Annotated in this window: 31 protein-coding genes, 1 tRNA gene and 1 pseudogene; 19 read left to right on the top strand and 14 right to left on the bottom strand. The window is 61.2% G+C overall.

Annotated features, from left to right (window positions below; translation table 11 throughout):
- Window positions 1–14 precede the first annotated feature (14 nt).
- The 3 genes from atpD (at window position 15) to B7G53_RS22875 (ending at window position 2,284) form a co-directional block, all read left to right on the top strand.
- Window positions 15–1,418, top strand: a complete 1,404-nt coding sequence (atpD, locus tag B7G53_RS14230) for a F0F1 ATP synthase subunit beta (RefSeq protein ID WP_096668774.1) — start codon at window positions 15–17, stop codon at window positions 1,416–1,418.
- A gap of 3 nt (window positions 1,419–1,421) precedes the next feature.
- Window positions 1,422–1,847 carry a F0F1 ATP synthase subunit epsilon gene (locus tag B7G53_RS14225; protein ID WP_096668771.1) on the top strand — a complete coding sequence of 142 codons (426 nt, stop codon included), beginning with the start codon at window positions 1,422–1,424 and terminating at the stop codon, window positions 1,845–1,847.
- A 293-nt stretch (window positions 1,848–2,140) separates the two neighbouring features.
- On the top strand, window positions 2,141–2,284 hold the full coding sequence (locus B7G53_RS22875; RefSeq protein WP_176491370.1) for a hypothetical protein: 144 nt from the start codon (window positions 2,141–2,143) through the stop codon (window positions 2,282–2,284).
- A gap of 11 nt (window positions 2,285–2,295) precedes the next feature.
- Here B7G53_RS22875 and B7G53_RS14220 read toward each other — a convergent pair whose 3' ends face one another.
- From B7G53_RS14220 to B7G53_RS14210, 3 genes are all read right to left on the bottom strand, one after another.
- The gene (locus B7G53_RS14220; protein WP_096668829.1) at window positions 2,296–2,838 is read right to left on the bottom strand and encodes a TPM domain-containing protein; all 543 of its coding nucleotides are present in this window, start codon (window positions 2,836–2,838) and stop codon (window positions 2,296–2,298) included.
- Between the two features lie 5 nt (window positions 2,839–2,843).
- Window positions 2,844–3,737: a TPM domain-containing protein gene (locus tag B7G53_RS14215; protein WP_096668769.1), complete on the bottom strand. Its 894-nt coding sequence runs from the start codon at window positions 3,735–3,737 to the stop codon at window positions 2,844–2,846.
- A gap of 81 nt (window positions 3,738–3,818) precedes the next feature.
- Window positions 3,819–4,427, bottom strand: a complete 609-nt coding sequence (locus B7G53_RS14210; RefSeq protein ID WP_096668767.1) for a LemA family protein — start codon at window positions 4,425–4,427, stop codon at window positions 3,819–3,821.
- 43 nt (window positions 4,428–4,470) lie between these two features.
- Here B7G53_RS14210 and B7G53_RS14205 point away from each other — a divergent pair, with 43 nt between their 5' ends.
- The 4 genes from B7G53_RS14205 to B7G53_RS14190 are packed head-to-tail and all read left to right on the top strand — an operon-like array spanning window position 4,471 to window position 7,323.
- Window positions 4,471–5,277, top strand: a complete 807-nt coding sequence (locus B7G53_RS14205) for a hypothetical protein (protein WP_096668765.1) — start codon at window positions 4,471–4,473, stop codon at window positions 5,275–5,277.
- A gap of 24 nt (window positions 5,278–5,301) precedes the next feature.
- On the top strand, window positions 5,302–5,748 hold the full coding sequence (locus B7G53_RS14200) for a YybH family protein (RefSeq protein WP_096668763.1): 447 nt from the start codon (window positions 5,302–5,304) through the stop codon (window positions 5,746–5,748).
- Window positions 5,749–5,761: 13 nt separating this feature from the next.
- On the top strand, window positions 5,762–6,766 hold the full coding sequence (locus tag B7G53_RS14195; RefSeq protein WP_096668761.1) for a YheT family hydrolase: 1,005 nt from the start codon (window positions 5,762–5,764) through the stop codon (window positions 6,764–6,766).
- 5 nt (window positions 6,767–6,771) lie between these two features.
- On the top strand, window positions 6,772–7,323 hold the full coding sequence (locus B7G53_RS14190) for a DUF2946 family protein (protein ID WP_096668759.1): 552 nt from the start codon (window positions 6,772–6,774) through the stop codon (window positions 7,321–7,323).
- A 107-nt stretch (window positions 7,324–7,430) separates the two neighbouring features.
- On the opposite strand, the gene B7G53_RS14185 is transcribed toward B7G53_RS14190, so the two are convergent.
- Entirely contained in the window at window positions 7,431–8,309 is an 879-nt protein-coding gene (locus tag B7G53_RS14185) for a c-type cytochrome (RefSeq protein WP_096668757.1), read from the bottom strand.
- A gap of 298 nt (window positions 8,310–8,607) precedes the next feature.
- Between B7G53_RS14185 and B7G53_RS14180 the strand changes: the two genes are divergently transcribed.
- Window positions 8,608–8,683 (top strand) — tRNA-Arg (locus tag B7G53_RS14180).
- A gap of 298 nt (window positions 8,684–8,981) precedes the next feature.
- Here the strand turns inward: B7G53_RS14180 and B7G53_RS14175 are convergent.
- Both B7G53_RS14175 and B7G53_RS14170 read right to left on the bottom strand, forming a co-directional pair.
- A complete protein-coding gene (locus B7G53_RS14175; protein WP_096668755.1) occupies window positions 8,982–9,167 on the bottom strand; it encodes a DUF3606 domain-containing protein in 186 nt (61 codons plus the stop codon).
- Window positions 9,168–9,200: 33 nt separating this feature from the next.
- Window positions 9,201–10,550 carry a DUF6035 family protein gene (locus B7G53_RS14170; RefSeq protein WP_141396345.1) on the bottom strand — a complete coding sequence of 450 codons (1,350 nt, stop codon included), beginning with the start codon at window positions 10,548–10,550 and terminating at the stop codon, window positions 9,201–9,203.
- A gap of 64 nt (window positions 10,551–10,614) precedes the next feature.
- Here B7G53_RS14170 and B7G53_RS14165 point away from each other — a divergent pair, with 64 nt between their 5' ends.
- Window positions 10,615–11,208 (top strand): hypothetical protein, encoded by a 594-nt coding sequence (locus tag B7G53_RS14165; RefSeq protein WP_096668751.1) that lies wholly within the window; start codon window positions 10,615–10,617, stop codon window positions 11,206–11,208.
- Here B7G53_RS14165 and B7G53_RS14160 read toward each other — a convergent pair.
- The 3 genes from B7G53_RS14160 to B7G53_RS14150 all read right to left on the bottom strand — a co-directional run bounded on the left by B7G53_RS14160 (window position 11,205) and on the right by B7G53_RS14150 (window position 14,178).
- Window positions 11,205–12,086 (bottom strand): hypothetical protein, encoded by an 882-nt coding sequence (locus tag B7G53_RS14160; protein ID WP_096668749.1) that lies wholly within the window; start codon window positions 12,084–12,086, stop codon window positions 11,205–11,207. The two genes, B7G53_RS14165 and B7G53_RS14160, sit on opposite strands and share 4 nt — an antisense overlap.
- Before the next feature lie 489 nt (window positions 12,087–12,575).
- Window positions 12,576–13,658: a hypothetical protein gene (locus B7G53_RS14155; RefSeq protein WP_096668747.1), complete on the bottom strand. Its 1,083-nt coding sequence runs from the start codon at window positions 13,656–13,658 to the stop codon at window positions 12,576–12,578.
- Window positions 13,659–13,743: 85 nt separating this feature from the next.
- The gene (locus B7G53_RS14150) at window positions 13,744–14,178 is read right to left on the bottom strand and encodes a helix-turn-helix domain-containing protein (RefSeq protein ID WP_096668745.1); all 435 of its coding nucleotides are present in this window, start codon (window positions 14,176–14,178) and stop codon (window positions 13,744–13,746) included.
- Between the two features lie 167 nt (window positions 14,179–14,345).
- On the opposite strand from B7G53_RS14150, the gene B7G53_RS14145 reads away from it, so the two are divergent.
- A complete protein-coding gene (locus B7G53_RS14145; protein ID WP_141396344.1) occupies window positions 14,346–15,026 on the top strand; it encodes a DUF6988 family protein in 681 nt (226 codons plus the stop codon).
- Here B7G53_RS14145 and B7G53_RS23225 read toward each other — a convergent pair.
- A complete protein-coding gene (locus B7G53_RS23225) occupies window positions 15,023–15,217 on the bottom strand; it encodes a S24 family peptidase (protein ID WP_255250018.1) in 195 nt (64 codons plus the stop codon). The genes B7G53_RS14145 and B7G53_RS23225 overlap by 4 nt on opposite strands.
- Before the next feature lie 468 nt (window positions 15,218–15,685).
- Between B7G53_RS23225 and B7G53_RS14140 the strand changes: the two genes are divergently transcribed.
- Entirely contained in the window at window positions 15,686–16,450 is a 765-nt protein-coding gene (locus tag B7G53_RS14140; protein ID WP_096668741.1) for a hypothetical protein, read from the top strand.
- 142 nt (window positions 16,451–16,592) lie between these two features.
- On the opposite strand, the gene B7G53_RS14135 is transcribed toward B7G53_RS14140, so the two are convergent.
- Window positions 16,593–18,044, bottom strand: a complete 1,452-nt coding sequence (locus tag B7G53_RS14135) for a DUF2971 domain-containing protein (protein WP_096668739.1) — start codon at window positions 18,042–18,044, stop codon at window positions 16,593–16,595.
- 132 nt (window positions 18,045–18,176) lie between these two features.
- On the opposite strand from B7G53_RS14135, the gene B7G53_RS14130 reads away from it, so the two are divergent.
- A complete protein-coding gene (locus B7G53_RS14130) occupies window positions 18,177–18,473 on the top strand; it encodes a hypothetical protein (RefSeq protein WP_096668737.1) in 297 nt (98 codons plus the stop codon).
- 19 nt (window positions 18,474–18,492) lie between these two features.
- Here the strand turns inward: B7G53_RS14130 and B7G53_RS14125 are convergent, their stop codons facing one another.
- Together B7G53_RS14125 and B7G53_RS14120 are read right to left on the bottom strand one after the other, a co-directional pair.
- Window positions 18,493–18,687, bottom strand: a complete 195-nt coding sequence (locus B7G53_RS14125; RefSeq protein WP_096668735.1) for a hypothetical protein — start codon at window positions 18,685–18,687, stop codon at window positions 18,493–18,495.
- A gap of 167 nt (window positions 18,688–18,854) precedes the next feature.
- The gene (locus B7G53_RS14120) at window positions 18,855–19,076 is read right to left on the bottom strand and encodes a helix-turn-helix domain-containing protein (protein ID WP_096668733.1); all 222 of its coding nucleotides are present in this window, start codon (window positions 19,074–19,076) and stop codon (window positions 18,855–18,857) included.
- A gap of 147 nt (window positions 19,077–19,223) precedes the next feature.
- On the opposite strand from B7G53_RS14120, the gene B7G53_RS23220 reads away from it, so the two are divergent.
- The 7 genes from B7G53_RS23220 to B7G53_RS23025 all read left to right on the top strand — a co-directional run bounded on the left by B7G53_RS23220 (window position 19,224) and on the right by B7G53_RS23025 (window position 25,843).
- On the top strand, window positions 19,224–19,484 hold the full coding sequence (locus B7G53_RS23220; protein WP_096668731.1) for a hypothetical protein: 261 nt from the start codon (window positions 19,224–19,226) through the stop codon (window positions 19,482–19,484).
- Window positions 19,477–20,970, top strand: a complete 1,494-nt coding sequence (locus B7G53_RS14110; protein WP_096668729.1) for an Arm DNA-binding domain-containing protein — start codon at window positions 19,477–19,479, stop codon at window positions 20,968–20,970. Before B7G53_RS23220 ends, B7G53_RS14110 begins: the two co-directional genes overlap by 8 nt.
- A 164-nt stretch (window positions 20,971–21,134) precedes the next feature.
- Complete coding sequence (locus tag B7G53_RS14105) at window positions 21,135–22,958, top strand: hypothetical protein (protein ID WP_096668727.1); 1,824 nt, start codon at window positions 21,135–21,137, stop codon at window positions 22,956–22,958.
- 11 nt (window positions 22,959–22,969) lie between these two features.
- A complete protein-coding gene (locus B7G53_RS14100; protein ID WP_096668725.1) occupies window positions 22,970–24,481 on the top strand; it encodes an AAA family ATPase in 1,512 nt (503 codons plus the stop codon).
- Between the two features lie 179 nt (window positions 24,482–24,660).
- The gene (locus B7G53_RS14095) at window positions 24,661–25,167 is read left to right on the top strand and encodes an HAD domain-containing protein (RefSeq protein WP_096668723.1); all 507 of its coding nucleotides are present in this window, start codon (window positions 24,661–24,663) and stop codon (window positions 25,165–25,167) included.
- Window positions 25,164–25,502: an HAD domain-containing protein gene (locus B7G53_RS14090; protein ID WP_096668721.1), complete on the top strand. Its 339-nt coding sequence runs from the start codon at window positions 25,164–25,166 to the stop codon at window positions 25,500–25,502. The genes B7G53_RS14095 and B7G53_RS14090 overlap by 4 nt, the downstream gene beginning before the upstream one ends.
- A complete protein-coding gene (locus B7G53_RS23025) occupies window positions 25,499–25,843 on the top strand; it encodes an MbcA/ParS/Xre antitoxin family protein (RefSeq protein WP_217992618.1) in 345 nt (114 codons plus the stop codon). The genes B7G53_RS14090 and B7G53_RS23025 overlap by 4 nt, the downstream gene beginning before the upstream one ends.
- Window positions 25,844–25,938: 95 nt before the next feature.
- Here the strand turns inward: B7G53_RS23025 and B7G53_RS14080 are convergent.
- Window positions 25,939–26,169: pseudogene (locus B7G53_RS14080) on the bottom strand (transposase); the annotation flags it as partial.
- Window positions 26,170–26,249 lie beyond the last annotated feature (80 nt).

Genomic DNA, 26,249 nt, shown 5'->3' with positions numbered 1-26,249 from the left:
AAAAGGACTCAATCATGGCTCAGGCTCAAGGCAAGATTGTTCAGTGTATTGGTGCTGTGGTGGACGTGGAATTTGCGCGCGACCAGATGCCCAAGATCTATGACGCGCTCAAGATGGAAGGCTCCGCGCTGACGCTGGAAGTCCAGCAGCAGCTGGGCGACGGCATTGTGCGCACCATCGCACTGGGCACCTCGGACGGCCTGCGCCGCGGCAACGTGGTGTACAACACCGGCGCCAACATCACGGTGCCCGTGGGCAAGGCCACACTGGGCCGCATCATGGACGTGCTCGGTGCGCCGATTGACGAGCGCGGCCCCGTCAGCCAGGAACTCACCGCCCCGATTCACCGCAAGGCCCCGGCTTATGACGAGCTGAGCCCTTCGCAGGAACTGCTGGAAACCGGCATCAAGGTGATCGACCTGGTGTGTCCGTTTGCCAAGGGCGGCAAGGTCGGCCTGTTCGGCGGCGCCGGCGTCGGCAAGACCGTGAACATGATGGAGCTGATCAACAACATCGCCAAGGCGCACTCGGGTCTGTCCGTGTTCGCCGGTGTGGGTGAACGTACCCGCGAAGGCAATGACTTCTACCACGAGATGGCCGACTCCGGCGTCGTGAACCTCGAGAACCTCGGCGAGTCCAAGGTCGCGATGGTGTACGGCCAGATGAACGAGCCCCCAGGCAACCGTCTGCGCGTGGCGCTGACCGGCCTGACGATCGCCGAGTCCTTCCGTGACGAAGGCCGCGACGTGCTGTTCTTCGTGGACAACATCTACCGCTACACGCTGGCCGGCACCGAAGTGTCCGCGCTGCTGGGCCGCATGCCTTCCGCCGTGGGTTACCAGCCGACGCTGGCCGAGGAAATGGGCCGCCTGCAGGAGCGTATTACCTCCACCAAGGTCGGTTCGATCACCTCCATCCAGGCCGTCTATGTGCCTGCCGATGACTTGACCGATCCGTCGCCAGCGACCACCTTTGCCCACTTGGACTCCACCGTGGTGCTTTCGCGTGACATCGCTTCGCTGGGTATCTACCCTGCGGTCGATCCGCTCGACTCGACCAGCCGCCAGCTCGACCCCAACGTCGTCGGTGAAGACCACTACGCCACGGCCCGTGCCGTGCAGGGTACGCTGCAGCGCTACAAGGAACTGCGCGACATCATCGCGATTCTGGGCATGGACGAACTGGCGCCTGAGGACAAGCTGGCGGTGGCCCGTGCCCGCAAGATCCAGCGTTTCCTGTCGCAGCCTTTCCACGTGGCTGAAGTGTTCACCGGTTCGCCCGGCAAGTACGTGACCCTGGCTGAAACGATTCGCGGCTTCAAGATGATTGTGGCCGGCGAGTGTGATCACCTGCCGGAGCAGGCGTTCTACATGGTCGGCACGATTGACGAGGCGTTCGAGAAGGCCAAGAAGGTCTAAGTCATGGACACCTCACACACCATCCATGTCGATGTTGTCAGCGCGGAAGAGTCCATCTTTTCCGGCGAGGCCAAATTCGTGGCCTTGCCGGGCGAGGCGGGCGAGCTGGGTATCTACCCACGCCACACGCCGCTGATCACCCGGATCAAGCCCGGTGCTGTGCGTATTGAAAAGGCCGATGGTTCGGAAGAGTTTGTTTTCGTGGCCGGCGGCCTGCTCGAAGTGCAGCCCCACTGTGTCACGGTGCTGTCCGACACCGCCATCCGCGGCAAGGACCTCGACGAAGCCAAGGCCACGGCCGCCAAAGCCGCCGCCGAGGAAGCGCTGAAAAACGCCAAGAGCGATATCGATATCGCGCTGGCCCAGTCCGAGCTGGCCGTGATGGCCGCGCAGATTGCCGCCCTGCGCAAGTTCCGCCAGAAAAAATAAGCGGAACCACCCCCTTCCGAAAGCCCCGCCCGCCAGGCCGGGGCTTTTTTCATGGGCGTGTTCCGTTTCCTGCCGGGGCCGAGGTCCGGCGCCGGGCGCGGCAGGCTGTTGTGGATGCGCTGCACCTGAGGTACTTGTTTTCTTGCCGGATTGACACTTTTCCCATCTACGGTGGGCGCAGGCAGCTATCAAATCAGGAGTGGCTGTAACAGCTGGACACGAGAAGGGCCAGCGGGGTGCGCCGGTGGGCGTTATCGTCTCGAGGAGTTCAACCGGAAGACAAGGCGACACCAATGGACAGCATTCTTGACAGTGTGACGTGGGCGGAGGATTTGGAGCCCGGGCGCAAGGCCAGGCGTCTGCGCCACGTGTGGCTGAAGCGGCTGCTTGTGCTGGTGGCTGTGGTCGCTGCCCTAGGTGTGTTGATGGTGCCCTGAGCCCACCCGGCTTACCGCAGCAGGGGGGTGTCGGGCAGTTCGTTGGGGCCCGGCTCGGCACCGCCAGTGCCTGTGGGCACGGCAAAGTGCTGCATCAGCACCGCCGAGGTTTCTTCCAGCGCCTGGGTCAGTCCGTCTTCATAACGCCTTTCCCGAAACGCGCTGGCCATGTGGGCCACCATGGCCTGCCACTGCGCCGGGCTCACATGCCTGGCCACGCCGCGGTCGGCCACGATTTCGATGGCGTGCTCGGCCAGCAGCACATAGATCAGCACGCCGTTGTTGTACTCGGTGTCCCAGACGCGCAATTTGCCAAACATCATCACCGCGCGTTCGCGTATCAGGGTGCGGATGGGTGTGTTTCTGCCCAGCCGCCACAGGTAGCTGGCGGGCAGTGAGGACTCGACACAGATGCGGATCTCGCCGCTGTGGCGTCGCTCGCTGGCGGCCACGCGCCGGGCCAGCTGGTCCAGCAGGTCGGGCGGGATGGCGCGCGCCGTGTCGGACGCATCCAGCCACAGGTGCCGGATCAGGACTTTGAGCTTGTTGATCATGGTGCTCACCAGTTCCCCGACGCGCCGCCACCACCGAAATTGCCACCACCGCCGCTGCTGAAGCCGCCGCCACCGCCGCCGCCCCAGCCGCTGCTGCCGCCACCGCCAAAGCCACCACCGCCCCAACCGGACGATCGTCCCGCACGCCCGATGGAGCCCAGCGAGCCCACGCTGGCAATCAGCGCAAACACCGCGCCGATCAGCGTGGCGATGCCGCCAACCAGCAGGCTGCTGGTGAAAAACCAGGCCAGGCCGCCGACCGCGCCGCCGGTCAGCATGGCCCCCAGCTTGCGGCCGAAGATGCCGGACATCACCCGGGCGCCTATCGGAACCGCAAAAAACAGGAACACCGCCATGTCGGTCCAGTTGAAACCCTTGCCGCCCGCGCTGCCCGCCTGGGCATCGGGCACAGGCAGGTTTTCCCCCTTGATCAGGGCGATGATCTGGTCGGTGGCCGCGTCGAGCCCGCCGGCGAAGTCGCCCTGGCGGAAGCGCGGTGTGATGGCGCGGTCGATGATCTGGCGCGCTGCCAGATCGGGAATCGCGCCCTCCAGCGTCTTGGTGGTTTCGATGCGCACCTTGCGGTCGTTTTTCGCCACCACGAGCAACAGTCCGTCGCCGACGTCCTTGCGCCCGATCTTCCAGCTGTCGCCGACCCGCTGCGCATAGGCGGCAATGTCTTCCGGCGCGGTGGTCGGCACCATCAGCACCACCACCTGCGCGCCGCGGGCCTGCTCAAAAGCCGCCAGTTTGGCCTCCAGCGCCTGGCGCTGCGCGGCATCGAGCGTGCCGGTGCTGTCCATCACGCGGGCCGTCAGGGCCGGCACGGGCAGCACGTCCTGCGCCCGGGCTGTCAGGGCGCTGAGCAGCAGGCCGGCGGCCAGCAACAGGCCCAGCATGGCGCGCGCTGACGCGCCGAACCCGATTTGGCCCGGGAGGCAAAGCAGAGGGCGGCGCACGAGGGGCAAGGCGCTGGCCGCTTATTTCTTGTTGAAGTCCACGGTCGGCGGCGTCGAGATCTGTGCCTCGTTCTGCACGCTGAAGGTGGGTTTGACCTTGTAGCCGAACACCATGGCCGTCAGGTTGTTCGGAAAGCTGCGTGCGAGCACGTTGTAGGCCTGCACCGCCTGGATGTAGCGGTTGCGCGCCACCGTGATGCGGTTTTCCGTGCCCTCCAGCTGGACGCGCAGGTCCTGGAAGCCCTGGTTGGCCTTGAGGTTGGGGTAGTTTTCGGTCACCACCAGCAGGCGTGACAGGGCAGAACTGAGTTCACCCTGCGCTGCCTGGAATTTCGCAAAGGCTTCGGGGTTGTTCAGGGTCTCCGGCGTCACCTGCATGGAGGTGGCCTTGGCCCGGGCTTCCACCACCTTGGTCAGGGTTTCCTGCTCGAAATTGGCCTCACCCTTGACGGTGGCAACGATGTTGGGCACCAGGTCGGCACGGCGCTGGTACTGGTTGAGGACTTCCGACCAGGCCGACTTGGTCTGCTCGTCGAGTCGCTGGAACTCGTTGTAGCCGCAGCCCGACAGCAGCAGGGCCAGCGCGGTGAAAAGGCCGGCAAGGCCCCGGCTGAAAAAAAGTGATTTCATGGCAAGCCTCCAAAAGTGCAAGCTGCAACACTACCATAGTCGAATGTCGCCGCACCCCCTCCTTTGTTCCCTCCAGGCCCTTGATCCGCGGCAGGTGCTGCAGGCGTCCCTGAGGCCGGTGTCCGCTGCGGCCAAGGCCCGACCGGGCCTGATCGTGGCCGGTGCCACCGGTGCGCTGGGCAGCGAGGTCCTGCGCCGGCTGGCCGGCAGCGGCGGCTTTGCGCACACCCAGGTGCTGGCCCACGAGCCCATGAGCACCGGGCTGGCGCAAGTCTCGATTGCGGCCGTGCGGGGCGAGGACATCGCTGCCTGGCCGGTGTGCCCGCCGGTGCAGACCGGCGTGGTGATGTTCGAGCCGCCCCGGCTGTACCACGACCGGGAGCGCGCGCTCTGGACGCCGCAGCCGGCGCAATTGCCCGCGCTGGCACAGTGGCTCAGGCGGTGTGGCGTCCAGACCCTGGTGCTGGTGCTACCGCATGCGCCGGGCCGGCTGCCGCAGGCGCTGCGCCACGGTCTGGCCAGCATTGATGAACAGCAGGTCGCCGCGCTGGGATTCGAGCGGGTGCTGCTGGTGCGTTCTGCACAACAGCCGCTCAGGGCGCCTGGTGGCAGTTTGCCCGAGAAGGTCGCGGCCTGGATGCTCTCCACCTTCAAGTACATGATCCCGGCCGCAGCGCAGCCGGTGCGGCCCGCCAGGCTGGCCGAGTTTGTGGAGGTGGTCCTGCGGGTGTTGCCGGCGGGCATCCATGTGGTGGCCCCCGAACTGTTGTGGCAGGCCGTGCAGGCGCCCCACATGCAGGACGTGGTGCGGGCGTGGCTTAATACAGGGCAAGATTGCCAGGCGGACTGAACACGCACACCCTCCTAACTACTCATGCGAAAACCCAAAGTTTCCCCGGCCGACAGCGGCAACGCCGATGAGATCGAGACGGCGTTTTACGAGGCCCTGCAGGCCGGCGACATTGACCGGCTGATGGCCTGCTGGGCCGACGAAGATGACATTGTCTGTGTCCACCCGGATGGCGCCCGGCTCGTGGGCGCGGGTGCGATACGCGCCGCCTTTGACGCCATGTTTGCCAACGGCAGCATTCGGGCGCATGCCGAAAAAGTCCGCAAGATCGAAACCCTGGGCGCCAGCGTGCACAGCGTGCTCGAACGCATCGAGGTCATGACCGAAGAAGGCCCGCGCCACGCCTATGTGATCGCCACCAACGTGTACCACAAGACGGCGCAGGGCTGGCGCCTGGTGGCCCACCATGCCAGCCCCGGCACGCCCCGCGAGATGCAGGAAATCTCGGACAGCCCGCAAGTGCTGCACTGAGGCGCAAGACACGATGTTTTACGACGCACCGTGGTGGCTGCCCGGCGGCAACCTGCAGACCATTTATGCCGCGCTGCGTTCGCAGCGTTACCTGGCCGAGGCGCCGAGCTTTCGCCGCGAGCGCTGGACCGCGCCGGACGATGATTTTGTCGATGTGGACTTCGCGCGCCATGCCACGGCAGGTGCCGCCGCAGGGCAAGAGCCCCTGCTGGTGGTGTTTCACGGCCTGGAAGGGTCCTCGGCCAGCCACTATGCCGAGGCGTTTGCCGATGTCGCCCGCGAGCGCGGCTGGGCCTGCGCCGTGCCGCATTTTCGCGGCTGCTCGGGCGAGCTCAACCGTGCGCCGCGCGCCTACCATTCGGGCGACTTCGAGGAGATTGACTGGATCCTGCGGCGCTTCCGGGCCGGCCACACCGGCCCCCTGTTTGCCGTCGGCATTTCGCTGGGCGGCAATGCCTTATTGCGATGGGCGGCTGAAATGGAAACTTCGGCGGGCCGTGTGGTGGAGGCCGTCGCCTCGGTCTGCTCGCCGCTGGACCTGATGGCCAGCGGCCACGCGATCGGCCGGGGTTTCAACCGCCAGGTCTACACCCGCATGTTCCTGAGCTCCATGGTGCCCAAGGCGCTCCAGAAGCTGGAGCAGCACCCGGGTCTTTTCAGCGCCGACGCCCTGCTCGCGGCGCGCGACCTGTACGCCTTCGACAATGTTGTCACGGCACCGCTGCATGGATTCAAGAACACCGACGACTACTGGACGCGTGCTTCGGCCAAACCGCATCTGCGGCGCATCGTGGTCCCGGCGCTGGCGCTCAATGCCCTCAACGACCCCTTCATTCCGGCCGGCAGCCTGCCGCAGTCCGGCGATGTGAGTGCGGCCGTGACACTCTGGCAGCCGCGCGAAGGCGGCCACGTCGGTTTCCCGTCGGCGCCTTTTCCGGGACATGTGCGCGCCATGCCCGAGGCGGTGTGCGGGTTTTTCTCGGCGCTTCTTGGCGCAACAGCCAGCGGGGCAAAATAGGCCGGATGGATGACATTGTTCGCCAGGCCATTGCCAAGTGGCCCAACGTTCCGCACTGCTACGGCTGGCTGGGCCTGGACGCGCGCGGCAACTGGTACATGCGCGATGACCAGGCCCAGGCGGCGGGCCCCTTTGCCGGCGGCGCGGCCGCCGGCAAGGGGTCGCTGCTCAAACACGACAAGCTGATCGACTTCATCGCCCGCAACTACGAAGGCGACGCGGCCGGCCAGTGGTTTTTCCAGAACGGGCCGCAGCGCGTTTATGTGGAGCTCGAGGCGACACCGCTGGTCTGGCGTATTGGCAGCGCCCCGGATTTTTCAGTGACCGCCCACACCGGCCGGCCCGCGCGGGTGCAGCGCTGCATTCTCGACGAACACGGCCGGCTCTATCTGGAAACCGACCTGGGTTTTGGCCTGGTGCACACCCAGGACATGGTGCAGGCGTCGGAGGCGATCGAGCAGGGCCTGTGGGTGCCGGCAGACGTCGCCACCCGCGACCTGCCGTCCCGCTTCGGTTATGTGCGCAGCCCGGCGGCCAGCCGTGATGCGCCGGCTTGATGCTATTGATTTAATAGCTGTCTGCGCTGGTAATGAAGGGGTTTGAGCCTGTTTGAACCATAAAAAAGCCGGTCAGGGACCGGCTTTTTTGCAGAGGCTGCTACCGCTTATTTGGCGGCGCTGACCATGTATTCGACGGCAGCCCGGATATCCGCGTCGGAGGCGGAAGAACCGCCTTTGGGTGGCATGGCATTTTTGCCCTTGATCACGCTGGCCGTCAGCATGTCCAGACCGGTCTGGATGCGTGGCGCCCAGGCGGCCTTGTCGCCAAACTTGGGCGCACCGGCAACACCTGAGGCATGGCAGGCTATACAAGCCTGCTTGTACAGCGCTTCGCCGGTGCCGGCCTTGGCTGCTGCGGCTGGCGCGGCGGCGGCCACCACCACGGGCGCTGCGGGCGCAGCCGCCACCGCGGGAGCGGCTACAGGTGCCGCTGGAGCGGCGGGGGCTGCTGCTGCGCCGGCATCTGCCGTGGCTGCCGCTTTTTGCGGTTCGGCAAACTTTGCACCGACGGCATTGGCCATGTGCACCACGGCCTTGCCGATTTCGACATCGTCAAAATCGCCACCGCCCTGGGGACCCATGGCATTTTTTCCCTTGAGGGCGGAGTTCCACAGTGCTTCGAAACCGGTTTTGATGCGCGGCGCCCAGGCGGCTGCGTCGCCAAACTTGGGGGCGCCGGCTGCACCGGTGGCGTGGCAGGCGGCGCATTGCGCTGCATACACTTCGTTGCCGGCTTTCAGCGGACGGTTGGCATCGCGGATTTCAACCATGCCGATTTTCTGGATGCGCTGGGCCACCGCTTTTTCAGGATCTCCGGTGCCGGCGGCAGGCTTGTTGTCCGATGTCACGTAATACACCAGCGCAATGATGGCAAAAATCGGGACGACAAAGGAGAAAAAAACGGCAAGCAGGAGTTGCTTGGGTGTTTTGATGGGGCCTGAGTGGTCTTCTTCGTGGGCCGTCGTTGGATCGTTTGCGCTCATGGCTTCCTCAAAAAACTAAAAATCGGTAACTAAAGCAACTCATATTCGACAACCTTCGATTATAGCCGCCACCCCTGTAAATCCCGGACGCGGCCTGTCCGACTGATAGAATCAGGCTCTTCCACAAGTGCAGTGCGCCCAGCGCCTGCCCTTGCGGGTCACCTACCCGCTGCAAAGCGCCGGTAGTTGCCTTGTTTCAGCGTTGCGGCTGTAGCTCAGTGGATAGAGTATTGGCCTCCGAAGGCTGTCGTCATCGGACCAAATCGCAACAGTTAGACTATTGGTCTCCGAACAGCATGCGGCTGTAGCTCAGTGGATAGAGTATTGGCCTCCGAAGCCAAGGGTCGTGGGTTCGATCCCCGCCAGCCGCACCAAGCCTAGCGCTACGCGCAAGTACTTGCCCACATCGTGTGGGAAGATTCAGCTGTTCGATCCTATACACGCGGCACAGCTCCGCAGTGGACCAATAGTCCATGCTTCTTCTTTCGAAATGCTTGTGCCATGAATGTGCCCACCTCGTGCCAGAATTGCCTGAGTAAACCCGCTTAATTTGTCGTGACCGACTCTTGCCCCTGTGCCAAAGCTTAGTTGCCAGCGGCGAAAACGCTCCTGCGGACGCTCACTGATGGCTGGAAATCGCGGCAGCAGCGGAGGGTCGCCTGACTCGCCGTCCTACTTCTTCAACGCCTTCTCGATTGCTTTGCGTGACGGACCGACGGCCTTCGAGGCCGCCTTCACAGCGGCCTTGGTAGCGCCCGTCTTCTTAGCAACGTAGGCGACTTCATACGGTTGCGAGGCGTTGACCTTCGCGCGGTCCTGCTTCAATCCCAACGGGGTGTGCTTCTTCGCTGTCGCCATGGCAAGCTCCTTCGCTCGTCGTTGATAAAACGTTCAGTGGGGCGTGGTCCCAAGTTCATTTGCGATTTCGGGAAACAGAAAGGCGACCAAGTCGTCCCAAGCGTCGTCGTGGTCGAAGTCTTTGTCGCCAGAGGCCCACGCCTCGCGGTAGACGGGAACTTTCGCGCGCCACTTGCGTGTGGTGTCCTCGCGTTTGATTTGCGCGCCTCGGTCGTGCGCGGCCAGCATCAGTTTGAACATCCAGAGGTGGCCTCTGTGCCTTTCGAAGATGTGGTGGGCGAGCTTGACCAGGGTGTCGTAGCGCCACCCCACCGCGCGGCCTTCCTTGACCGTGTATAGGGTGTCCAGAAGGGCGTAGAGGCCCTGGCCCATGCCTGGATGGGTCGGAAGTTCAATCCCGCGCGCCTCGAAGCTCTCCACCAATTCGGTCCAGAGATCCTCGTCGTAGCTGTTCGGCTGCCTGAGCCAGTAGGACCGAAACGCGCCGCGTAGCTCCGCGTCGGCGTAGCCGCCCAGGAGCTGAGTCTTCTCGCCGTCGGCGTCGAACAGGAAGACCCGCTGCGCGGCCTGGTCGATGGTCAGCTCGCCAAAAGACGCGTGCCGATGAAACTGCCGCCAGCCAAGCTGCCCGAGCTCGATGGACGGCTCGGACCACACGCAGTCCAAGACGAGGTTTCCGGCCTCGCGCGAAGCCGCGAGCGTGCCCGGGGAGGCCACGAAGGCGTTGCGGTTGTTGTTGTAGAAGATGTCGTCCTGAGTGAGACGCGCGTCGCCCATGTCGAAGTCCTTGAAAACCCACAGGAGCAACCCGCCGTTTCGCAGGTAGAACTGGCGGCGCTGAGCGATCACGCGCAGGAATGTGGTGGAGAGTTGGACCTCGAAGGCGACGGGCAGATGGCCCTTCCACACCGCCCGCACGTCAGGGCGACGACGCGAATTGGCGTCGATTCCCTTCCAGGTCGGTTCGATCTCGATCTGGGAGAAGTCTGGGTCGCAGCGCAGGCTCGCGGCGATCACGTCCTTCATGTCGCGGTGCGCCTGCGACTCGCGCGCGCCGTCGTATTTCAACGCCAGGATTTGCTCGCCGGACAGCCGCCCCTTCGTCCGCGCCGGGCAGCGCCCATCCTCGGTCTCGTGGCGAAAGTAGAAGCGGCGCTCGGCCGCGAGGCTGACCAGGTGCACGGGGACGGCGCACATGGGGCAGGCGAGCAGCGGACGATTCGCTTGCAGGTCCTGCATCAAACGCATCCTCAGTTCGAGGACTTGCTGATAGTCGCCGGAGACCCACGATTCGGCCGGCGCGATCTCTCCCGTCGCGAGGTCCATCACCTCGTCGATTTGCGGGTCGGCCACCAACAGCCGTTCATCAACGGTTTCAGTCACGGTCGAAGCATAAACCAAGGCTGTATATTTGACCAGTATTGGATTTGCCAAAGGAGGCGCCACCATGACAGCCCAAGACAGCTTGTTCTCGCCGTTGGCGGATGTGGATTTCTTCCGCCACCTGATCGTCGATCTTCACGACGACGTGGCTGGAAAGGTCGCGCGTTTCAGGCAACTTGCCGACCTCACAGTAGAACAGGGGACCGAGAGCGCGATGATCCCCGGCGGCGCGGCGTTTTCTTCGTGGCTCGAGGCTCGTTCAAGCTTCGTGCACGGCAACTTTGTCGCGACCGTCATGCTCTGCCAAGGGATGGCCGAACACATGTTGGCCTCGCACTTGGCGATGGGCATGGACGCCAAGCCGCTGCCCAAGAAGGTCAGATTCGAGCAGACCCTCAAACGGTGCCTCGACGAAGGGGTGATATCAAAGCGCGACGCCGAAGACCTCGACCGGCTCATGTCGCTTCGAAATCCGCTCTCCCACTACCGCGATGTCAATGACGAAGCGAACTTGGAGCGCAGGGCGATCGATACTCGGATGCCAGCGCGGGAGCACTTGATTTCTGACGCCACCTTCGCGATCTCAATGGCAGTGCGGCTGCTGGCTCTGCCAAGTTTTCGGCTTGGGGACGGACGCACGCTGCTAGACGAGGATTAGCCAGCTGGCGGTTTGGGCATGGCGTCGAGGGCCGCCGCCGATGGAGCGGCCGCCTTCGCGATGGAGGCCAAAGGAGATTTGCCGGCTTCAACCAGCGCAGATCCGTCGCCTAAGTTCAGCGCGACGGCGACATAGTTCAAAAGCGACAGGGCGCGCAGGCTGTTCTCCTTGGTGTCGTAATCCAGGGATGCGCCGTGCATCACAGCGTGGCGGTTCAAACCCGTCGATCCGTTGGCGTCCCTCAGACGCATTTGCTCCCGGATTGGCAAGTCCTCGACCAGGGCGAGATGGGCGATTTGGTCGATGAAGTTGGCTTCGAAGCCTGAGGCGTAGCCGGCCGTCTCCGGCTTGCGGGTGCCTCGATTTTTTAAGAAGAAGTGTCCGCCGCGCAGCTCAGCGCTCACGCCGTCGGCTTGCGCCATGAATGCAAGAATGGAAAGGTCGTATTCCTCTCTCCGGTGAGCGGCGAAGGCGGATTTGAACTTTGACGCGCGCGCTGGCAATGCCGCCGCGAGTTCGGCTTCGATTTCGTCCAAGCGTCCTTCGAAATGAGCCGCCATGTATGCATCAGCTTCTTCGGGCTTGCCCGAATCGATCAACGCCCTGGCTGTCCACATGTTTTGCAGCGGCATGTGCGGATCGAAGAACCAGCCGCGTCGCGCGAGGTGCAGGACCGAAACGCGGAGTTCCGCAGGAACTTTGATCATGGCTTCGCCCAGGAACATCACGACGGAGCCGACGGCGGCCAGCGCGGGGCGCGCTGCGTTCCAGAGCTCTTTGATCTGCTCAACGACCGCTCCGACTCCCCGCAAGAACGCAGGATGGGTGACGACTTCGCCAATAGTGCGGACAAGCACTGCAACGTCTTCGGGCGACATTTGGGCTGGCGTCGTGGCGATGGGTCGGATGCCTTCCGGGGGCTGCACAGCGGGCACTGCGCCAAGCTCGGGTGCTGCGACTGGAGAGGGAGGCAATTTCTCGTACATAGGCTATCCATATACCCGACGCACCAAGGTGCGCCGTGTTTACGCCGTGGGCAAACACGGCTCAAATACGGCTTGCGAGCTTGGCGCTCGTGCGTTGCCGCCTAGTTTTGGCGCCAGTATCGGGACGTGGCCCAAAACAGCCGCGGACTAAAAGTTTCCAAATTGTGCCACTGACGTTTCAGTTGGTTCTTGGGACCATCCTGCCAGCGACGAAGCAGTTTCGTCGCAACCACCAGGAGCATTCATGACCAAACAAGCAAACGCCAAATCCCCCCAGCCAGCATCGCCAGCCCGGCCGCCTGGAACCCCCGGACTTCCAAGTAAGAATTTTGGGATGAAGTCCGGCGGCCCTCGCGACAACAGCGCGCCGAAGCCGAGGGGTTAGGAGGCCTGACCAGGGCCTGGGGACGACGACGCCTCCCAGTGGCGCAACCATGCGCAGTATCTGGTCGCGACCCACGTGTCGGCATCCGACGCCCCAGTCAGCAACCGCCACCGCTCGGCTCTGTCCAAGCGGGCCGCGTTCGACGAGATGCTTCTGAACAGGCCGAGCACTTGGTCGAGACGACGCGCCGCGTGGTAATTCTCCTCGGCCAAGAACAACGTTCGCTTGGCCGAGGATTTCGCTTGGCTCCGAAAGATGGAACTCACGAACTTGCCGAGCTTCGCCTCGCTTGGGAACTCAGATCCGCTATGCCAGCGTTTGAGCGTAGATTCGTCGATGACTGGGTCAGCATTAAGTTGATCGAGGTCCAGCAACTCCCGAGCTTGCTTCACACCGAGCAGGGGCTTGAGCCAAGCGATGTATTGGCGGCCGGGCTTGCACACGCCATTCGCTGCCCGTCGCAGGAGGAACTCGAAACCATCCTGCTCTCGAGAGGCGCCGCGAAGCGCGCGCGTGAAGACATCGACTTTGGCCAACTGCGAAACCATCAGATCGAGCAATGCCGCGACCCGGGGCGCGTCAATTTCCCATGGCTCCACGGCGGCTCCGATTTCACTCAGGACCGCCTCCGACATGTAGAGGTTGAGCACGGGGTTGCCACGGCATTCGGCGGCCAGGCCCTTGAAGTCCTGCTCGCGCGCTAGCGCTTCGGCTACTTTGCTGGCTTGAGCGACCTCAGCGAACATGTCGCAAGGTATCTTGGCTCGAAGGGGTGTGGTTGGGTCTGCCGTTGAACAGAACACTTCCCAATCGCCCATCGCGCCGACTTCGGCTACTGCGTCCGCATCGCCGGCGACTGCGCGGCCGAACAAACTCTTGAATCGGGATGGAGGCGCGGGATCCAGAAGTTCGACCAGTTGAGCGCCAAGCGATTTGGGAAACTTCGCCAATTTGAGCGCCTTGGCTCGTTCGAGCCCTTTGAACAGCGACTCCTTGTCAATCGACTTGAAGACGGACCTCATGGGCGCGCCATCCAACTTCATGACCGCTTCCGGAGTAAGCACGATCAGCCCGCCCATGGCGAGCGGGGACGGCCTGCCCGCGCTTGGCCTGCGAACTGGCGGTGGCCTAGCTCTCTCTGATTCGTCGCTTAGATTCACAAGCTCATGAGGGGTCGTTGGAAAGGCGGGCGGTCGCGGCCCGCTTTCCTAGCTTCATTGCCGCCCTGATGGCCGGGAGCTGCGAGGGCCGTGGCGTCGCCTTATGCTGTTCCCACTTGTAGATCGACTGGCCAGAAACTCCCAACAAGCGCCCCATCTCCTCGGCCGACAGTCCTAACGCAGCTCTCTTCTTGGCCAAGCCCGACCCGCTGAAACGGTTGCGGAGGACCGCGCCCCCTTCTTCGGCGGCAACGCTTGCAGCTTTCTTAGGCTTGGCAAAGTCTTTCAAGGAGCGTTCGAGCGCGGCGATACGGACCTTCAACGCGGCGATCTCGCTGCGGTTGCGAGAGCTTGATTGCTTCAAACTCTCCGTTTCGCGCCGGACCTCCTTGCGAGCGACGCGGGAGATTTCCGCTTTCAGAGCCGTGACAATGTTCATTTCTAACCTTTGTTGAATGTGAGGGCGCGAAAGCCTTACCTGCGCGGTTCGAAGAAGATGCTGAGTTCGACAGCTTTGACTTCATTACTCGTCGCCAATTTAGCACGGGCACTGCCACAGCTAGCGCAAGGCTTATAACCGCTCATTCGAGGATATGCTTGATGCCCATGAGTTCCCCCGAGTTTTCGCCCAGCTATCCGCGCACCTTGGATTTGGAAGGAATGCTCCGGCGTTCAGTGGAGCTCGACTTGGCGGCGCTCGACTTCCTGCGGCCAGAATCCTACGAATTGCAAGAAGAGGCTCTCGACACGGTTCTTAGTTTCAGCGCTGGCGAACTGGGCATCCAACACGCGCGAGCGATTCGGACTCTGGTGGCCAAAGGCTTCGACCCGTCGGCCGCGTCGTTGTTGCGGCTCCAGTTCGAGGCGCTGGTGAGATCAATCTGGCTGGCATGGGCCGCCGAGGAAAAGCATTTGTTGGCGCTCGACGCCGAAGTGTCGTTGGACGCGGAGCTGGCCGCTGGCAAGGCGCTGCCAGGTCTGACCACCATGATCAAAGCAATGAGGAATGTTGGTCCGCCGGGGTGCTTTGAGATGCTCGACGGATTCCGGGCAATGATCCTGCCGACCCTGAACTCCTTTGTGCATTCAGGATTTCATCCGTTGAAGCTGCGAAGCGCCGGCTACGACGAGAACTTGATGGTCCGCTTCTTGAAAGATTCGAACGCGATCTTCACCATGACGGCCATGCACCTCGCCGCCCTCACGGGCGACCCCGAGATTATCTCGCCGATGTCCAAGATTCAGCCGCGATTCGCCGACTGCTTGCCGCCTCTGATCAAGGCTTAGAGCTCATTGATCGCCCGGTCCACAAGGAGGGTGTCGCCGTCGAAGATGCCGTATTCCACCATCGACTCGCCCGACGCCCGCATGACGTAGGTCGCCGCGGGATGCAGGATGAGCTTCTCCAGCACATCGATGCGCGTCGCGCCAAGGTCCTCGACTAACGACGGAAACCCAGCCTTGACCTTGGCGGCCAGCTCTTGAAGCCAAACGGCGACACGTCCAAAAGCTGGGGCAATGCATAGGCGTCCATGGCGAGCTTGCGCGGGCGCGTCATTGCAGGGGAGTGGTGATGGGGCTCAGCCATCGCGCGGCCGCCTCGTCGGGCGGCAAAGCGCGGAGGTCGGCCTCGTTCCAGATGACAACCGCCGCTTCCTCCAATTGGGCTCAGGCTCCGTGTAGCGGGGCGTTCCCTTAAGGCCGGGATGGCAGCCCCCGAACGACAGCTCCCAATTTTTAACGTCGACAAATTAAATGGCAAGCAGTCTATTTGACACCAGGGGGAGGGTTGCGCTATATTTTGCGCTGGGCGCATGTCGACGCCTGCTGCTCACCATGGCAAACCCTCGCGGGACGACTTTCATCACAATCTTCAATCCTGATTCCCTTTGTAGGCGAGTCACTGGCAGTGAGCACCCGCGATTCGCATACGGAAGGAATCTGTCATGCGTTACATCCCCACGTCCGACGCCGTCGTCGAGCGCTTGCGCAAGCAAGCCAAGAAGTTACAACGAAGCGGCGGAGGCAAACACACCGACTTGCTCAACAAGGTCTCCAAGGCCGCAGGCTACGATCACTGGCACCACGCCGTCCAGTGCAACGAAAACGCCAAGGCGGCGACCCAGATGCGCTCGATCCGCGAGGAGTGCGAGGCCATCATCGCCGCGGAGCAGCGAGGCGTTGTGAAGATCGTGATGACCCAGGCCGGTGTCGCCTGTCCGCCATTCGTGCTCTTCTCGACGGGTGTTGGCGACGCTTGGCTGCTCGAGCCTGACGAACAGTTGGCCATGTGCCTCGTATGGCAGGGCGCGCGCGAGGAGATCGGTATTTCGGAAGATCCCTCCCGCATCGAGGTGGCTTGGGACGGGTCCTACGAGCTTCTGGGCGACTTCTTTCGCCTCGAAACGAACAACCCTAAGATCGGCGACCGCGCGATTGGTGGCTATCCGTTGGAAGAGGTCAGAAAAATGCTGGACAAGGCCCAGTCAACACTGTCGAAGATGGCAGCGGTCATCGGCCAAGTAGACGCGGTGGAGATCACGGCCGAAGTGGTTGCCCAGATGGTCAAGAAGGGCTGGAGCGAGGAAAAGGTCTTGAAGATGAAGGCCGACGGTTTCCGCTATTCTCCTGGTCGGGACTCGCTTCTCGGCCCGATCATGGACAGCGACGATATGGACGACGACGAGGATGCTGAGGTGGAGCTTCGCTGATCGAGAGCAAGGCGGCGAGCGTGTCTGGCGCGCGCGCCGTCTTCGCCGACCCTAGGTCGCTCAAGCGCTCGACGCCGACGTTCGCGGTAGGGCAGGCTATTTGGCAAGATCAACTAAACGTCGGCGGAGGCCTGCCACTTTCTCACTTGAATTGCAACAAGGACAGCGGGGAGTGGATTATGGCGCCGGTATCTCGCAAAAAATGAGATTGATAGAAGAGGAAATCGAACCTGCTTTCGGCCCTGCATTTTGTCTCGATGATCTTCATGATTGCCATCTTGTGCTCTTCGCTCGTCTTGATCCCGAAGACTATGCCCAAGAGATCCTCGAAGTTGTATTTCAACGCCCTCTCGGCTTTTGAGTTGGCCGGATCGACCAGGGAGCTGGAGAAGATGAGCCGGTGTTCCTTCTCGTGTTTCCAGTCGTCCAGCTTTGTGCTGATGATCCTGGTGTAGTTGTCCCAATACTGTTTTCGCCAAGCAGGCTGATCGGCGAAGATTTTTTCAGGCCGCGCGCTCCGCGCTCCCGAGGCGTCCTGATACCAATAGCGATTGAGCTTATCCATGGACATGTTTCCCAAGGATGCGAAGAAGTCGATGGGCACGTGGGAATTACCATAGGTCACGGGCAAAAATTCATGTTGGATGAGCCCGCGAAGCGGCCCTTGGTGGCTCCACCCATTGACGCCGTGGAGCCCCAAGGTGGGATGCCTGGCTCCGGTCCGCGCTTTGAATTTCAACGCGACGCCTTTGTGGCCGTCGCCATAGCTTCCCCAAAGCGACGAATTTCCGATGTCAGACATAAAGCAGGCGGCATGCCACTTTGAATACGTCAGTCGGCTGAGCTGATCGACGTATCCATCCGGGAACTGAAAATAGAAAAAAGTCTTGTTGGGCGTGTCACGCGCGTCGGGAGCTTCGTGGCGGTTGTATTGGTTGATGAGATCCATTTGCCGCGCGGTGTTGCGACCAATCGCGAATATCGTCGCTCGAAGATCCACAGACTCCGGGGAGCTGCCAATATCCTTCTCCGCCTTCGCCATCTCGCGAAGCGCGAGAGGCAAGTTGCCTAAAGCGTCGATGACCGCCGTCCATACTTCCGGTGGAGCATCGAGAGGAGGCCCGCCCATGTTCTCCGCAAAAACCTTTTGCGCGACCAAGGACGCGAAGGGATGCATCAACCGTATATATGACGAGAGCTCGTCGCGCCTGATGGGGTGTCCCGATTGGGCCAGGCCCCTGACGAACTCCGCGACGGATGGCTGCGCGAAGAACGCCGCGAATATCTTCTCATCCAATTCATCGGCCCCCGGTCCGTTGGCGTGGCTTGGCTCTTCGACTGGAATGTCTGTCCATGTCACGGGCTCCTTGCCGAGCAAGAGGATGAGGGTGAAAGTCACGCTTACGCAGCGCAGGTAGTGCTTGAAGAGATTGGTCCATAGAATCTCGTCCCCCATCCAGAACAGGTCCTTGAAGCCTTCCATGGGGTCGTTGAGCTCCTCCGGCGATGCGAAGTAGATCGTTTGCGTTTCCAGCTCCTTGTGAACGCCAAGGAGGCTTTCAATGGGTCGAAGGCGGTAGTAATGGTCGGGCATACAGGTGGCACGATGCGTGACGCTTTTTTTAGAACAGCCAGCCTATCACCATGCGACGTCGGTGGACAGCGTTGAACAAAACGGGGCGCGTGCCTTGTGAACGCTCAGACGCTCCGCAGAAGGGAGGATTAAATGAAGGAGCGCAACAGAAAATCACGCGCCTTGGCATTTCTGCTGCTGGCGCTTGCAGGAAGCGCCTACGCCCAGATATTGCCGACCCAGGAGACCTCGCCATCTGCGCCGGACGCTTTGTTTTTTGATCCAGGGCCCGCTTGGTATTACAAGGCGTCGCCTTCGCCAAAGCCCCGGGAACCGGTCTACCGCAAAGCGACCCCGGGAGAGGAGGACGCGGTAAGTAAGGCTCAGGCTGTTCTCGCCAACACCGCAGGTAAAGCCTTGGCGCTTGTTTCCGGCAACGAGGTGGTCTGACACGGTTATAAGCCACCCGCTACCAGTTCACGCACCCTACACGGGTTGGCAACACCGTGATAGCCATGGCCGTTGGCAAAGCCATCTGTGAAGCAAATTCATGCTGGATACCGTCACGGCAGATGTTTTTCCTGAGCTGACGGCGACGGATCTGTGTGAGGCTCAGGCGGGAGAAGCTGCGAAGCGAGGCGATCTCGTACGGGGCTTCTTCCATCGCCTTCTCTCACCGCACACCAGTTTTGCATCAGGTGCAGATCAGTTTCGCGGACGCCGAGTACGCCGGCAAGAGAAAGGAGACGAGGCGCGAAGTCAGCTCATTCAAGGTCGTGCGGTTCTCATTTGAAATGAGTATTTCGACTGAACGCATATGCGGCCTTCATTTCATTTTTCGTGAGGCTCTGAGCTTGTCGTGCGTTGGAGCAATTCAGGTAAGTCGATGCCGAAGTAGTCGCATAGTTTGTCCAACACATCCATCTCTATCCGCTCCGCTGTCTCGTAGTACAGCCGAGTCAATGTTCCGCGGTTGATTCCCGTGTCTCTCGCCACATCGGCAATCTTGAGCTTTCGTTCCCCGAGAAGCCGGGCGAAGTGGCAGCGAATCATGACGTTGTTTTGTAAAAATTGATCTTCTGGAGATTAAAAAGACTTGCAATTAGTCAAATATCGGATATATTGATCTACAAGAGATCAAAAAGATCCGAAATTAAGCAACTTGCTCTCCCAAGTGTAACTCGTCTATTGAAGGAACCAATGCAAGTATCTATACCTGAGGCGACCCCTCAAACCTACTTAACAACGGCTGAGTTATCGGCGTTAATCAAGTACGACTCTAGGACGATTCGTGATCGCCTGAAGGACAGTGTTCTTATCGAAGGGCGTCACTACATCCGTCCATTCGGCGGTCGAAAGACCCTTTATATCTGGGAGCACATTCAGGAAGACATGGCTCGCCATTCCCATATGTCTAGCTCGCCCATTCCGCTGATCAATGGAGGAGCGCTCCATGGGTAGCATTCGACGCCGCACTGAATCAGGGCTCCTGTTCCTGGACTTCGGTTTTCAAGGACAACGCTTGCGTGAGCAGACGGCCCTGCCAGACACCCCGGTCAACCGCAAGCGCCTTCAAAAGGCTCTTGACCGCGTTGAGACAGAAATCGCCCTCGGCACCTTCGAGTATCAGAAAACCTTCGGTAAACCTCTGCCTTCAAGCCAACCGGTGGTCGAAGACGTTGCAGGAGAAACCACGCCTGAACTGCAACGGCAACCGTCATCCCGTACAGGCACACCTACCTTCAAGGTATTCGCTGACATGTGGTTCTCTGAGTCGGAAGTCTCGTGGCGGCGCAGCTACAAGGTCACGCAGCGCGGGTCGATCGACCAATACCTCAATCCCTACTTCGGAGAAAAGGAGGTCGGCCAGATCAACAAGGCAGACGTACTGGCATTTCGGGCAACACTCGCCAAAGTAACCACCCGAAAATCCCAAAACACATTGTCCAACCGTCGCATCAACTCCGTGATGAAGCCGCTGCGGCAGATCCTCAACGAAGCGGCCGACCGCCTCGAGTTTACTTCGGCATTTCGCAACATCAAGCCATTGAAGATGAAGCGCAGCGACGTGATGCCATTTACCCTGGAAGAGGTGCAGCAGATCCTCACGACGGCGCGGGCGGACTACCGCGAGTACTTCACCGTGCGTTTCTTCACCGGCATGCGCACGGGCGAGGTCCACGGCTTGAAGTGGAAGTACATCGACTTCGAGCGCCGATTGATCCTGGTGCGCGAGGCCATCGTACTTAAAGAGGAGGACGAGCTCAAGACCGACGGCAGCGTTCGCGACATCCAGATGAACGACCTTGTTTTTGATGCGCTGCAGGCGCAGTTCAAGGTGACGGGCAAGACGTCGGAGTTCGTCTTCTGCAACCGCAATGGGACGCCCATCGACAACCAGAATTTTCTGAACCGGGTATGGTCGCCGCTGCTTCGCCACCTCGACATACCGCACCGTCGAGCCTACCAGATGCGCCACACTGCGGCCACGCTGTGGCTGGCGTCGGGCGAAGCGCCGGAGTGGATTGCGCGCCAGCTCGGCCACACCAGCACCGAGATGCTGTTTCGTGTGTACAGCCGCTATGTGCCTAACCTGACACGACGAGACGGCTCGGCTATGGAGCGCTTGCTCAAGCAGCACATCTCGGTGACGCCGGTGCGCGGGATTGTGGTGCAGCTGCCAGAGGAACGCCCGGCAATTACAGCCAAAGGGAGTGGGGCGCCCACAGATAAGGCGTCTTCGACAAGCGCCGTCGATCTGGCGTGCGCATCGGATGCCGGCAACGGCGAGGGTATCCGCGCGCTGGACGAACTGGGCCCGGATGACGAGGCGATCACCCGCTCATCGGCGGCTGACCTGCGTCGACGGCGTGCGCCTGACGACTCAACGTCCCTGATGTCGCTCATCAAGAGACCGGAGCTCCCGGCGTTCTTGAAACAGGACTAACCGCCACCTCACAGATACACCCAATCCACTGGCCGGCAGGGCAAAGGTGCCCGACCAGCCAGGTAGGCGGAGCTTTGTCCGAACGAAAAAGCCATTCCAGGAAGAGCTGCAAACAGCAGACCTGTCCCAGCCCATTCACTTCAACTCACTACACCGGAACCACCATGAACTTCACCAACTTCGACACTTTTGAAACCGACGTCAGCGCCTTCAACGAAAAGCTGAAAGCACGCGCTGCCAGCTTTACCGCAGCGTCAGGAAATGCATTCGGGCAATCCGTTTCGCCCGGCGCCGGGCCGCGCTTCTACATCTCCGATCCGCTTGACGAATGCGTCAACGCTTTAGGCCACCTGGCCGATCCCTGGTCGGTGGTGCGCGTCATCGCCTATGTGGGCGCCGCACAGGCCTACGGCAGGGACCCGAGCCTGACCGCCCAAGGCGAGTTTTCAGATGCCTGCGATTCCTTCATGTCCTTCGCCCGCCTGGGTTCGGGTGACCAGACTGTGGTGTTCCCCACGGCCTATGCCGCCGGCTGGCTGCCAAAGGCCGGCGTGTACGAGATGAAACTGATGAGGCGCCGCGTTCCCGGCACCCCGGACGACGCCCTCACGGTTCACCGCTTGAGCGTAGCTCGCAAAGGTCAAGCGATCACCCCTTGGGGGCTCGACCACCTGGGTCTGCCTGAGCAGCTGCTACTCGAGCTGCACAGGGTGCTGGCCAGCATGAAGCCGGTGCACCAGGCGGTTTGTATAGCTGCAATCAGCAGGCCGGACATTGAGCACAAGCTCACACCCATTGTTGATGACACGGGCGAACTGGCTATTGTGCTGGGCCCGCACACCTTGAGCTGTGGTGTTCGCGCGGCCATGGCGCTTTGCGCGCTGGACCTGAACGGCGATGAAGCATCGTTGGCCCGCCTGGCTTGCCTGATCAGCGATCTGGGTGCCTTGCAAGCGACGGGAGTGTCGGCCGGTCTGAAGGGGGCCGACCGTCCTGGCCCTGGCCATGGAATCCAGCCGGCTGACGCCCGCCAAGCGCATCCGCGCACCGCCGCCTTCTTGAGATCTTTGCTCAGCCGCTTCGCGGAACTGGAGCCCGAGGACGCTGCCTATCTGGAGGGGCTGCTGGGAACCGAGGCACATCGCCCCTTTCGCATCGGAAGCAAACAAGGGGGTCCATTCAGTGATCGCCCGGTGGACCCGGTGCTGGCCCGCATGGGTTGTGCGATGGGCGATGCGCTGTCGCAGACCCGGTCGAACTTGTTAAATGAAATGCGAAGCCAGGGCGCCCGGGCGCAGAGCGCATCGGTACAGCTTGGCGGCGAGGACGCTGGGGAGCGAGACCCCATCAAGGGCGCGATCTCGAATTATCAGAACTGGCCGGCGGCGGGTGCAGGTATCGAGAACCGCATCGAGAACAAACTTGGGACTGGCAGTGAGGACTCTTCGGGCAAGGAGAGCGGCGCGGAATCAGGTGACGTTGCTGTGATCCCGTTGGCGTCAATTGCCCTTAGCCCGGACGACCTGCGCTTAGACCTCGACGAATTTGATGAGGGGGCCGGTGCACCTCGCCCGAGCCTGGCGTGGGCCGCCGGCATGCTCGATGGCGACGGCTGCATTGCCATCATCAAGCAGCCTTTTGCAAACCGTAGGCCCATCTACCGACTCACTGTCTCCGTATGCCAGAACTGCCTGCAGACCCTGGAACACTTCCGCCGCTGTGTGGGCGTCGATGGGGTGATCTATGCGGTCAAGCGCAAGCTCGAGCACAACAAGCAGATCTACACCCTGAACTACTCGGGACCCAAGGCCTTGCTCCTCATCCGGCGCCTGCGTACCCTGCTGGTCAGGAAACGCCCGGAGGCCCTGGTGGCGATCTCGTTCTGCTTGAACGGCCAGATCAGTCGCCGCTTTGGACCGCGCGGTGTGCCGACTGACGTGGAAGCGGTGCGCGTGGCGCACTACCTCAAGCTGCGCGCCTTGAAGTGAAGGAGTGCACGATGAACTATTCCAGAAAAGACAATCTGCCGATCGGTGGCGGTGGCGGTGGCGAGGGCCAGGCGGACCAGGGCGGCGGAAGTGCCGACGCTCGGTTGTCGGAGCAGGAGGCTTCGCCCGATGCCAGCAACGACAAGCCTGTGGAGGCATCTCAGGAGCGGAAGCCGCCGAGTTTTACAACGCCACCTCGTCCTGGCCGCCGGCGCTTCGAATCTCCGGTGTACTTGCGCTTGAGGAACATCCTGGATTACACCGACCAACCCAGGATACTGATACCAGTGGAGCTGAAGGACGAACTTGAGGACCTGGGAAATATCCATAGAGGTGAGCATGGCAGATTCACCCATCGACGGGCGCCGCCTTCAATCCTTCAGTCATCCGAACAAAAGCCGCCGGGGGAAGATACAAAGGAGCAAGACGCGCAAGGATCAGACACGCCTGCGGGCAAGCCAGCCCAGCCAACGCGCCGGGGTGCACTCACCACGAGCATCATGAGCCCGCCGGGATTCTGCAAGCAGGTCGCAGAACTCCCCAAGAAGGGGCGATTGGCCGTCTACAGCCGCGAGGCCATCAAAAAGCTGGAAAAGGGTGGGGCGGCCACGGACTCAGACGTGACGAAGCGCAACGAAAAACTCTTCGCCCAGCTCGAACCCAAGGGGGCCTTGCGGCGGATGGGGCTGGCTCGCAGCATCGACGACGTACTTGCGCTGGAACAATCTCACCCGCACTTCTCGGAGGTGATCCAGTTCGTGGCCGACCGCATCTCCCTGCAGAAAGCCAGCCGCCGCCCCGTGCGCATCCCGCCCATGATGCTGTTCGGCCCCCCGGGCGTTGGGAAAACACATTTTTGCGAGGCCTTGGCCTCCGTGCTTCATGTTCCGGTGCGCCGACATCCCATGGACCAGGCAGAAACCTCCTCGGCGTTGCTGGGATCCGAAATTACTTGGAGCAACACCCGCTACGGGCTGGTGTTCGAGCTCCTGGCGATGGGGGATTACGCCAATCCGGTTGTGATTCTGGACGAACTAGACAAAGCCAGCCGGGGTCAAGGCTCCAGCGGAAGTATGGCTTCCCCCACTGCGGTGCTGCACTCCTTGCTGGAACCGGTTTCAGCGGTCGGGGTGCGCGACCTCAGTGTGGACATCGAACTCGACGCCAGCTTCATTACCTGGATTGCCACCGCCAACTACCCCTGGCTGATAGCTCCCACGCTCAGATCCCGGATGAAGGAGTTCCTGATCACCATGCCCACGGCGGAGCAGGCGATGCTGGTGGCCATTTCGGTGGTGGCACAGGCGATGAAAGATTCGGGAAGCGCCTGGAGAACACCACCAGACCGGCGCTTCATCGCGGCAGTGGCGCACCTCAGTGCGCGGGAGATATATCAGGCCACCGCATCGGCGGCGGCATCGGCCGTCAGGCGGGGAGGGCGCAGCGTGGACGTGATGGACTTGCCGCGAGACGTCCTGCTGGCAGACGAAGCATTGGCAACGCCACTGACTTTGTTGCACTGAAGCGATCAATTAGAAGCAGGGCAAGAAATGCAGAGCAAACATCAGAACATTCAATTATTTGTACGAAAACCTCCACGAGCATCAGTCCATATGAAAACCGACGACCTCATTCTTTTGTGCGGTGATCCGCAAGGCCCGCTCAGGCAAATTCCCAAAGCTTGGTTAAAGGATGTAGCGCCATGAACCCGGTTCTCTTCCTTGACTTCGATGGCGTGCTGCACGCCGAGCCTTCCTTGCCCAAGGAGGCCTTCACTCAATTGCCGCTTATTGAAGCCGTCCTTCGGGATTTCCCCGCTGTAGATATTGTCATTTCTTCCACCTGGCGCCTGGACTGGATGGGAGACGCCGACGCGGTCGCGGTAGCGCAACTGCGGCGCCATTTTTCTCCGGACATTGCTCCGCGAGTTGTTGGCGTAACACCATTTTTAGGGCGTCTTCAGGAAAATGGGCTTGATGCTCTTCCTTACACGCGCGAGCTCGAATGCTGCGCCTGGCTCAGGTCGAACCGACCGCCCCACACGCCCTGGCTGGCTCTGGATGATCGGGATGAATGGTTCTTGCCCGGTTGCCCAAACCTCATGAAGGTGGACGGTGGCGATGGCTTCATGCCTTCCGACGAAGATTTGTTCCGCCAACACCTGACGCGCATGACGACGGGGCGACCGAATATCGGGAAAACTGAATGACTCTTTTTCTTGACTTCGATGGTGCGCTCCATCCTCATCCCTGCGTCGTCCAGTTCAAGTTTTGCCTGTGCAACCCGATCGAAGGAATTCTGCGCGAATTTCCGCAGGTGGACATCGTGCTTTCCACAACCTGGCGTCTGCGCAACCCGATGGACGCCACAGGCGACACCCAGAAACATCATTTTCGACTGATATCGCCGAGCCCATCATGGGACTCACGCCAAATCACAAGGGCCAGGATCGAAATCAGGCTCCGGACGGCATTGATCTCTAACACGCAGCGCGCAGAAGAATACGATGGCCCGAGAAAAATATTCGAAGGAGACCAGAAGTGAGTAGCAGAAAAAGAAAACGTATCTTGGGCCAACTTTTCCACTCAAGGTTTCATCACTCCAGATTTTTCCGGCGGTCTTCTGAGGAGCAAGCATGGTTAAAAATCGCTCCAGTTGATCGCGAATTCGGAAGCCCAGACTACGGCCGCTTGATGCAGCTGGATTTCAAAGTACGCGCCCTGGCTGTTGAAGAGCTCGGAAGCATCGCGGCTGCCGAGCAGTGGTTGATGGCCCCCGCGATGGGCCTGGACCAGCGTAGGCCCGTTGATCTCATGAAAACGATAGATGGCATCGCGCAGGTTACTCAACTTTTGTCACGCATGCGTTATGGGGTCTACGCTTGAAACAGGAGCAGCTTTTGCGGCCCTTCTATTGGCAGCGTGATGGGGCTGAGCGCTATCCATCTATTTGGGAGCTTCGTTGAATTTACTGTGATTTTCTAGGCCATAGCCAAGTTCAACTTTCCACAATGAGACAGAATCCTTGCCCGGTAGTTGGTGAAGTTGCGAAGTCCGCGCACATTGGCCTTAATGAGTTGGATGGCGCTGTTGAAACCTTCTGCACAGGCTTTGCTGACTCCATGTTGGCTATAGGTCAGCAGGCCTTCCCCGTGGCTCCGGAGCATCTTGACGACCTTTTTGACCGGCTCCAACTTGCTGCGCGTTGCGTTGGGTCAAATTTCGATGGAACTCAACACGATGGCTCCACAGCTATCTTGAATCAAACCGCTGATGCATTCAAGGCAGGGCC

It is taken from the genome of Polaromonas sp. AET17H-212, from assembly GCF_002379085.1.
Classification (GTDB): Bacteria; Pseudomonadota; Gammaproteobacteria; order Burkholderiales; family Burkholderiaceae_C; genus Polaromonas.
The sequence above is the reverse complement of the archived record's forward strand: the minus strand, read 5'-3'. Positions and strand labels throughout refer to the sequence as shown.

Coding starts and splice junctions, on each gene's coding strand:
- atpD (WP_096668774.1), top strand. CDS start 15: ATGGCTCAGGCTCAAGGCAAGATTGTTCAGTGTATTGGTGCTGTGGTG.
- B7G53_RS14225 (WP_096668771.1), top strand. CDS start 1,422: ATGGACACCTCACACACCATCCATGTCGATGTTGTCAGCGCGGAAGAG.
- B7G53_RS22875 (WP_176491370.1), top strand. CDS start 2,141: ATGGACAGCATTCTTGACAGTGTGACGTGGGCGGAGGATTTGGAGCCC.
- B7G53_RS14220 (WP_096668829.1), bottom strand. CDS start 2,838: ATGATCAACAAGCTCAAAGTCCTGATCCGGCACCTGTGGCTGGATGCG.
- B7G53_RS14215 (WP_096668769.1), bottom strand. CDS start 3,737: ATGCTGGGCCTGTTGCTGGCCGCCGGCCTGCTGCTCAGCGCCCTGACA.
- B7G53_RS14210 (WP_096668767.1), bottom strand. CDS start 4,427: ATGAAATCACTTTTTTTCAGCCGGGGCCTTGCCGGCCTTTTCACCGCG.
- B7G53_RS14205 (WP_096668765.1), top strand. CDS start 4,471: ATGTCGCCGCACCCCCTCCTTTGTTCCCTCCAGGCCCTTGATCCGCGG.
- B7G53_RS14200 (WP_096668763.1), top strand. CDS start 5,302: ATGCGAAAACCCAAAGTTTCCCCGGCCGACAGCGGCAACGCCGATGAG.
- B7G53_RS14195 (WP_096668761.1), top strand. CDS start 5,762: ATGTTTTACGACGCACCGTGGTGGCTGCCCGGCGGCAACCTGCAGACC.
- B7G53_RS14190 (WP_096668759.1), top strand. CDS start 6,772: ATGGATGACATTGTTCGCCAGGCCATTGCCAAGTGGCCCAACGTTCCG.
- B7G53_RS14185 (WP_096668757.1), bottom strand. CDS start 8,309: ATGAGCGCAAACGATCCAACGACGGCCCACGAAGAAGACCACTCAGGC.
- B7G53_RS14175 (WP_096668755.1), bottom strand. CDS start 9,167: ATGGCGACAGCGAAGAAGCACACCCCGTTGGGATTGAAGCAGGACCGC.
- B7G53_RS14165 (WP_096668751.1), top strand. CDS start 10,615: ATGACAGCCCAAGACAGCTTGTTCTCGCCGTTGGCGGATGTGGATTTC.
- B7G53_RS14160 (WP_096668749.1), bottom strand. CDS start 12,086: ATGTCGCCCGAAGACGTTGCAGTGCTTGTCCGCACTATTGGCGAAGTC.
- B7G53_RS14155 (WP_096668747.1), bottom strand. CDS start 13,658: ATGGGCGGGCTGATCGTGCTTACTCCGGAAGCGGTCATGAAGTTGGAT.
- B7G53_RS14150 (WP_096668745.1), bottom strand. CDS start 14,178: ATGAACATTGTCACGGCTCTGAAAGCGGAAATCTCCCGCGTCGCTCGC.
- B7G53_RS14145 (WP_141396344.1), top strand. CDS start 14,346: ATGAGTTCCCCCGAGTTTTCGCCCAGCTATCCGCGCACCTTGGATTTG.
- B7G53_RS14140 (WP_096668741.1), top strand. CDS start 15,686: ATGCGTTACATCCCCACGTCCGACGCCGTCGTCGAGCGCTTGCGCAAG.
- B7G53_RS14135 (WP_096668739.1), bottom strand. CDS start 18,044: ATGCCCGACCATTACTACCGCCTTCGACCCATTGAAAGCCTCCTTGGC.
- B7G53_RS14130 (WP_096668737.1), top strand. CDS start 18,177: ATGAAGGAGCGCAACAGAAAATCACGCGCCTTGGCATTTCTGCTGCTG.
- B7G53_RS14125 (WP_096668735.1), bottom strand. CDS start 18,687: ATGGAAGAAGCCCCGTACGAGATCGCCTCGCTTCGCAGCTTCTCCCGC.
- B7G53_RS14120 (WP_096668733.1), bottom strand. CDS start 19,076: ATGATTCGCTGCCACTTCGCCCGGCTTCTCGGGGAACGAAAGCTCAAG.
- B7G53_RS23220 (WP_096668731.1), top strand. CDS start 19,224: ATGCAAGTATCTATACCTGAGGCGACCCCTCAAACCTACTTAACAACG.
- B7G53_RS14110 (WP_096668729.1), top strand. CDS start 19,477: ATGGGTAGCATTCGACGCCGCACTGAATCAGGGCTCCTGTTCCTGGAC.
- B7G53_RS14105 (WP_096668727.1), top strand. CDS start 21,135: ATGAACTTCACCAACTTCGACACTTTTGAAACCGACGTCAGCGCCTTC.
- B7G53_RS14100 (WP_096668725.1), top strand. CDS start 22,970: ATGAACTATTCCAGAAAAGACAATCTGCCGATCGGTGGCGGTGGCGGT.
- B7G53_RS14095 (WP_096668723.1), top strand. CDS start 24,661: ATGAACCCGGTTCTCTTCCTTGACTTCGATGGCGTGCTGCACGCCGAG.
- B7G53_RS14090 (WP_096668721.1), top strand. CDS start 25,164: ATGACTCTTTTTCTTGACTTCGATGGTGCGCTCCATCCTCATCCCTGC.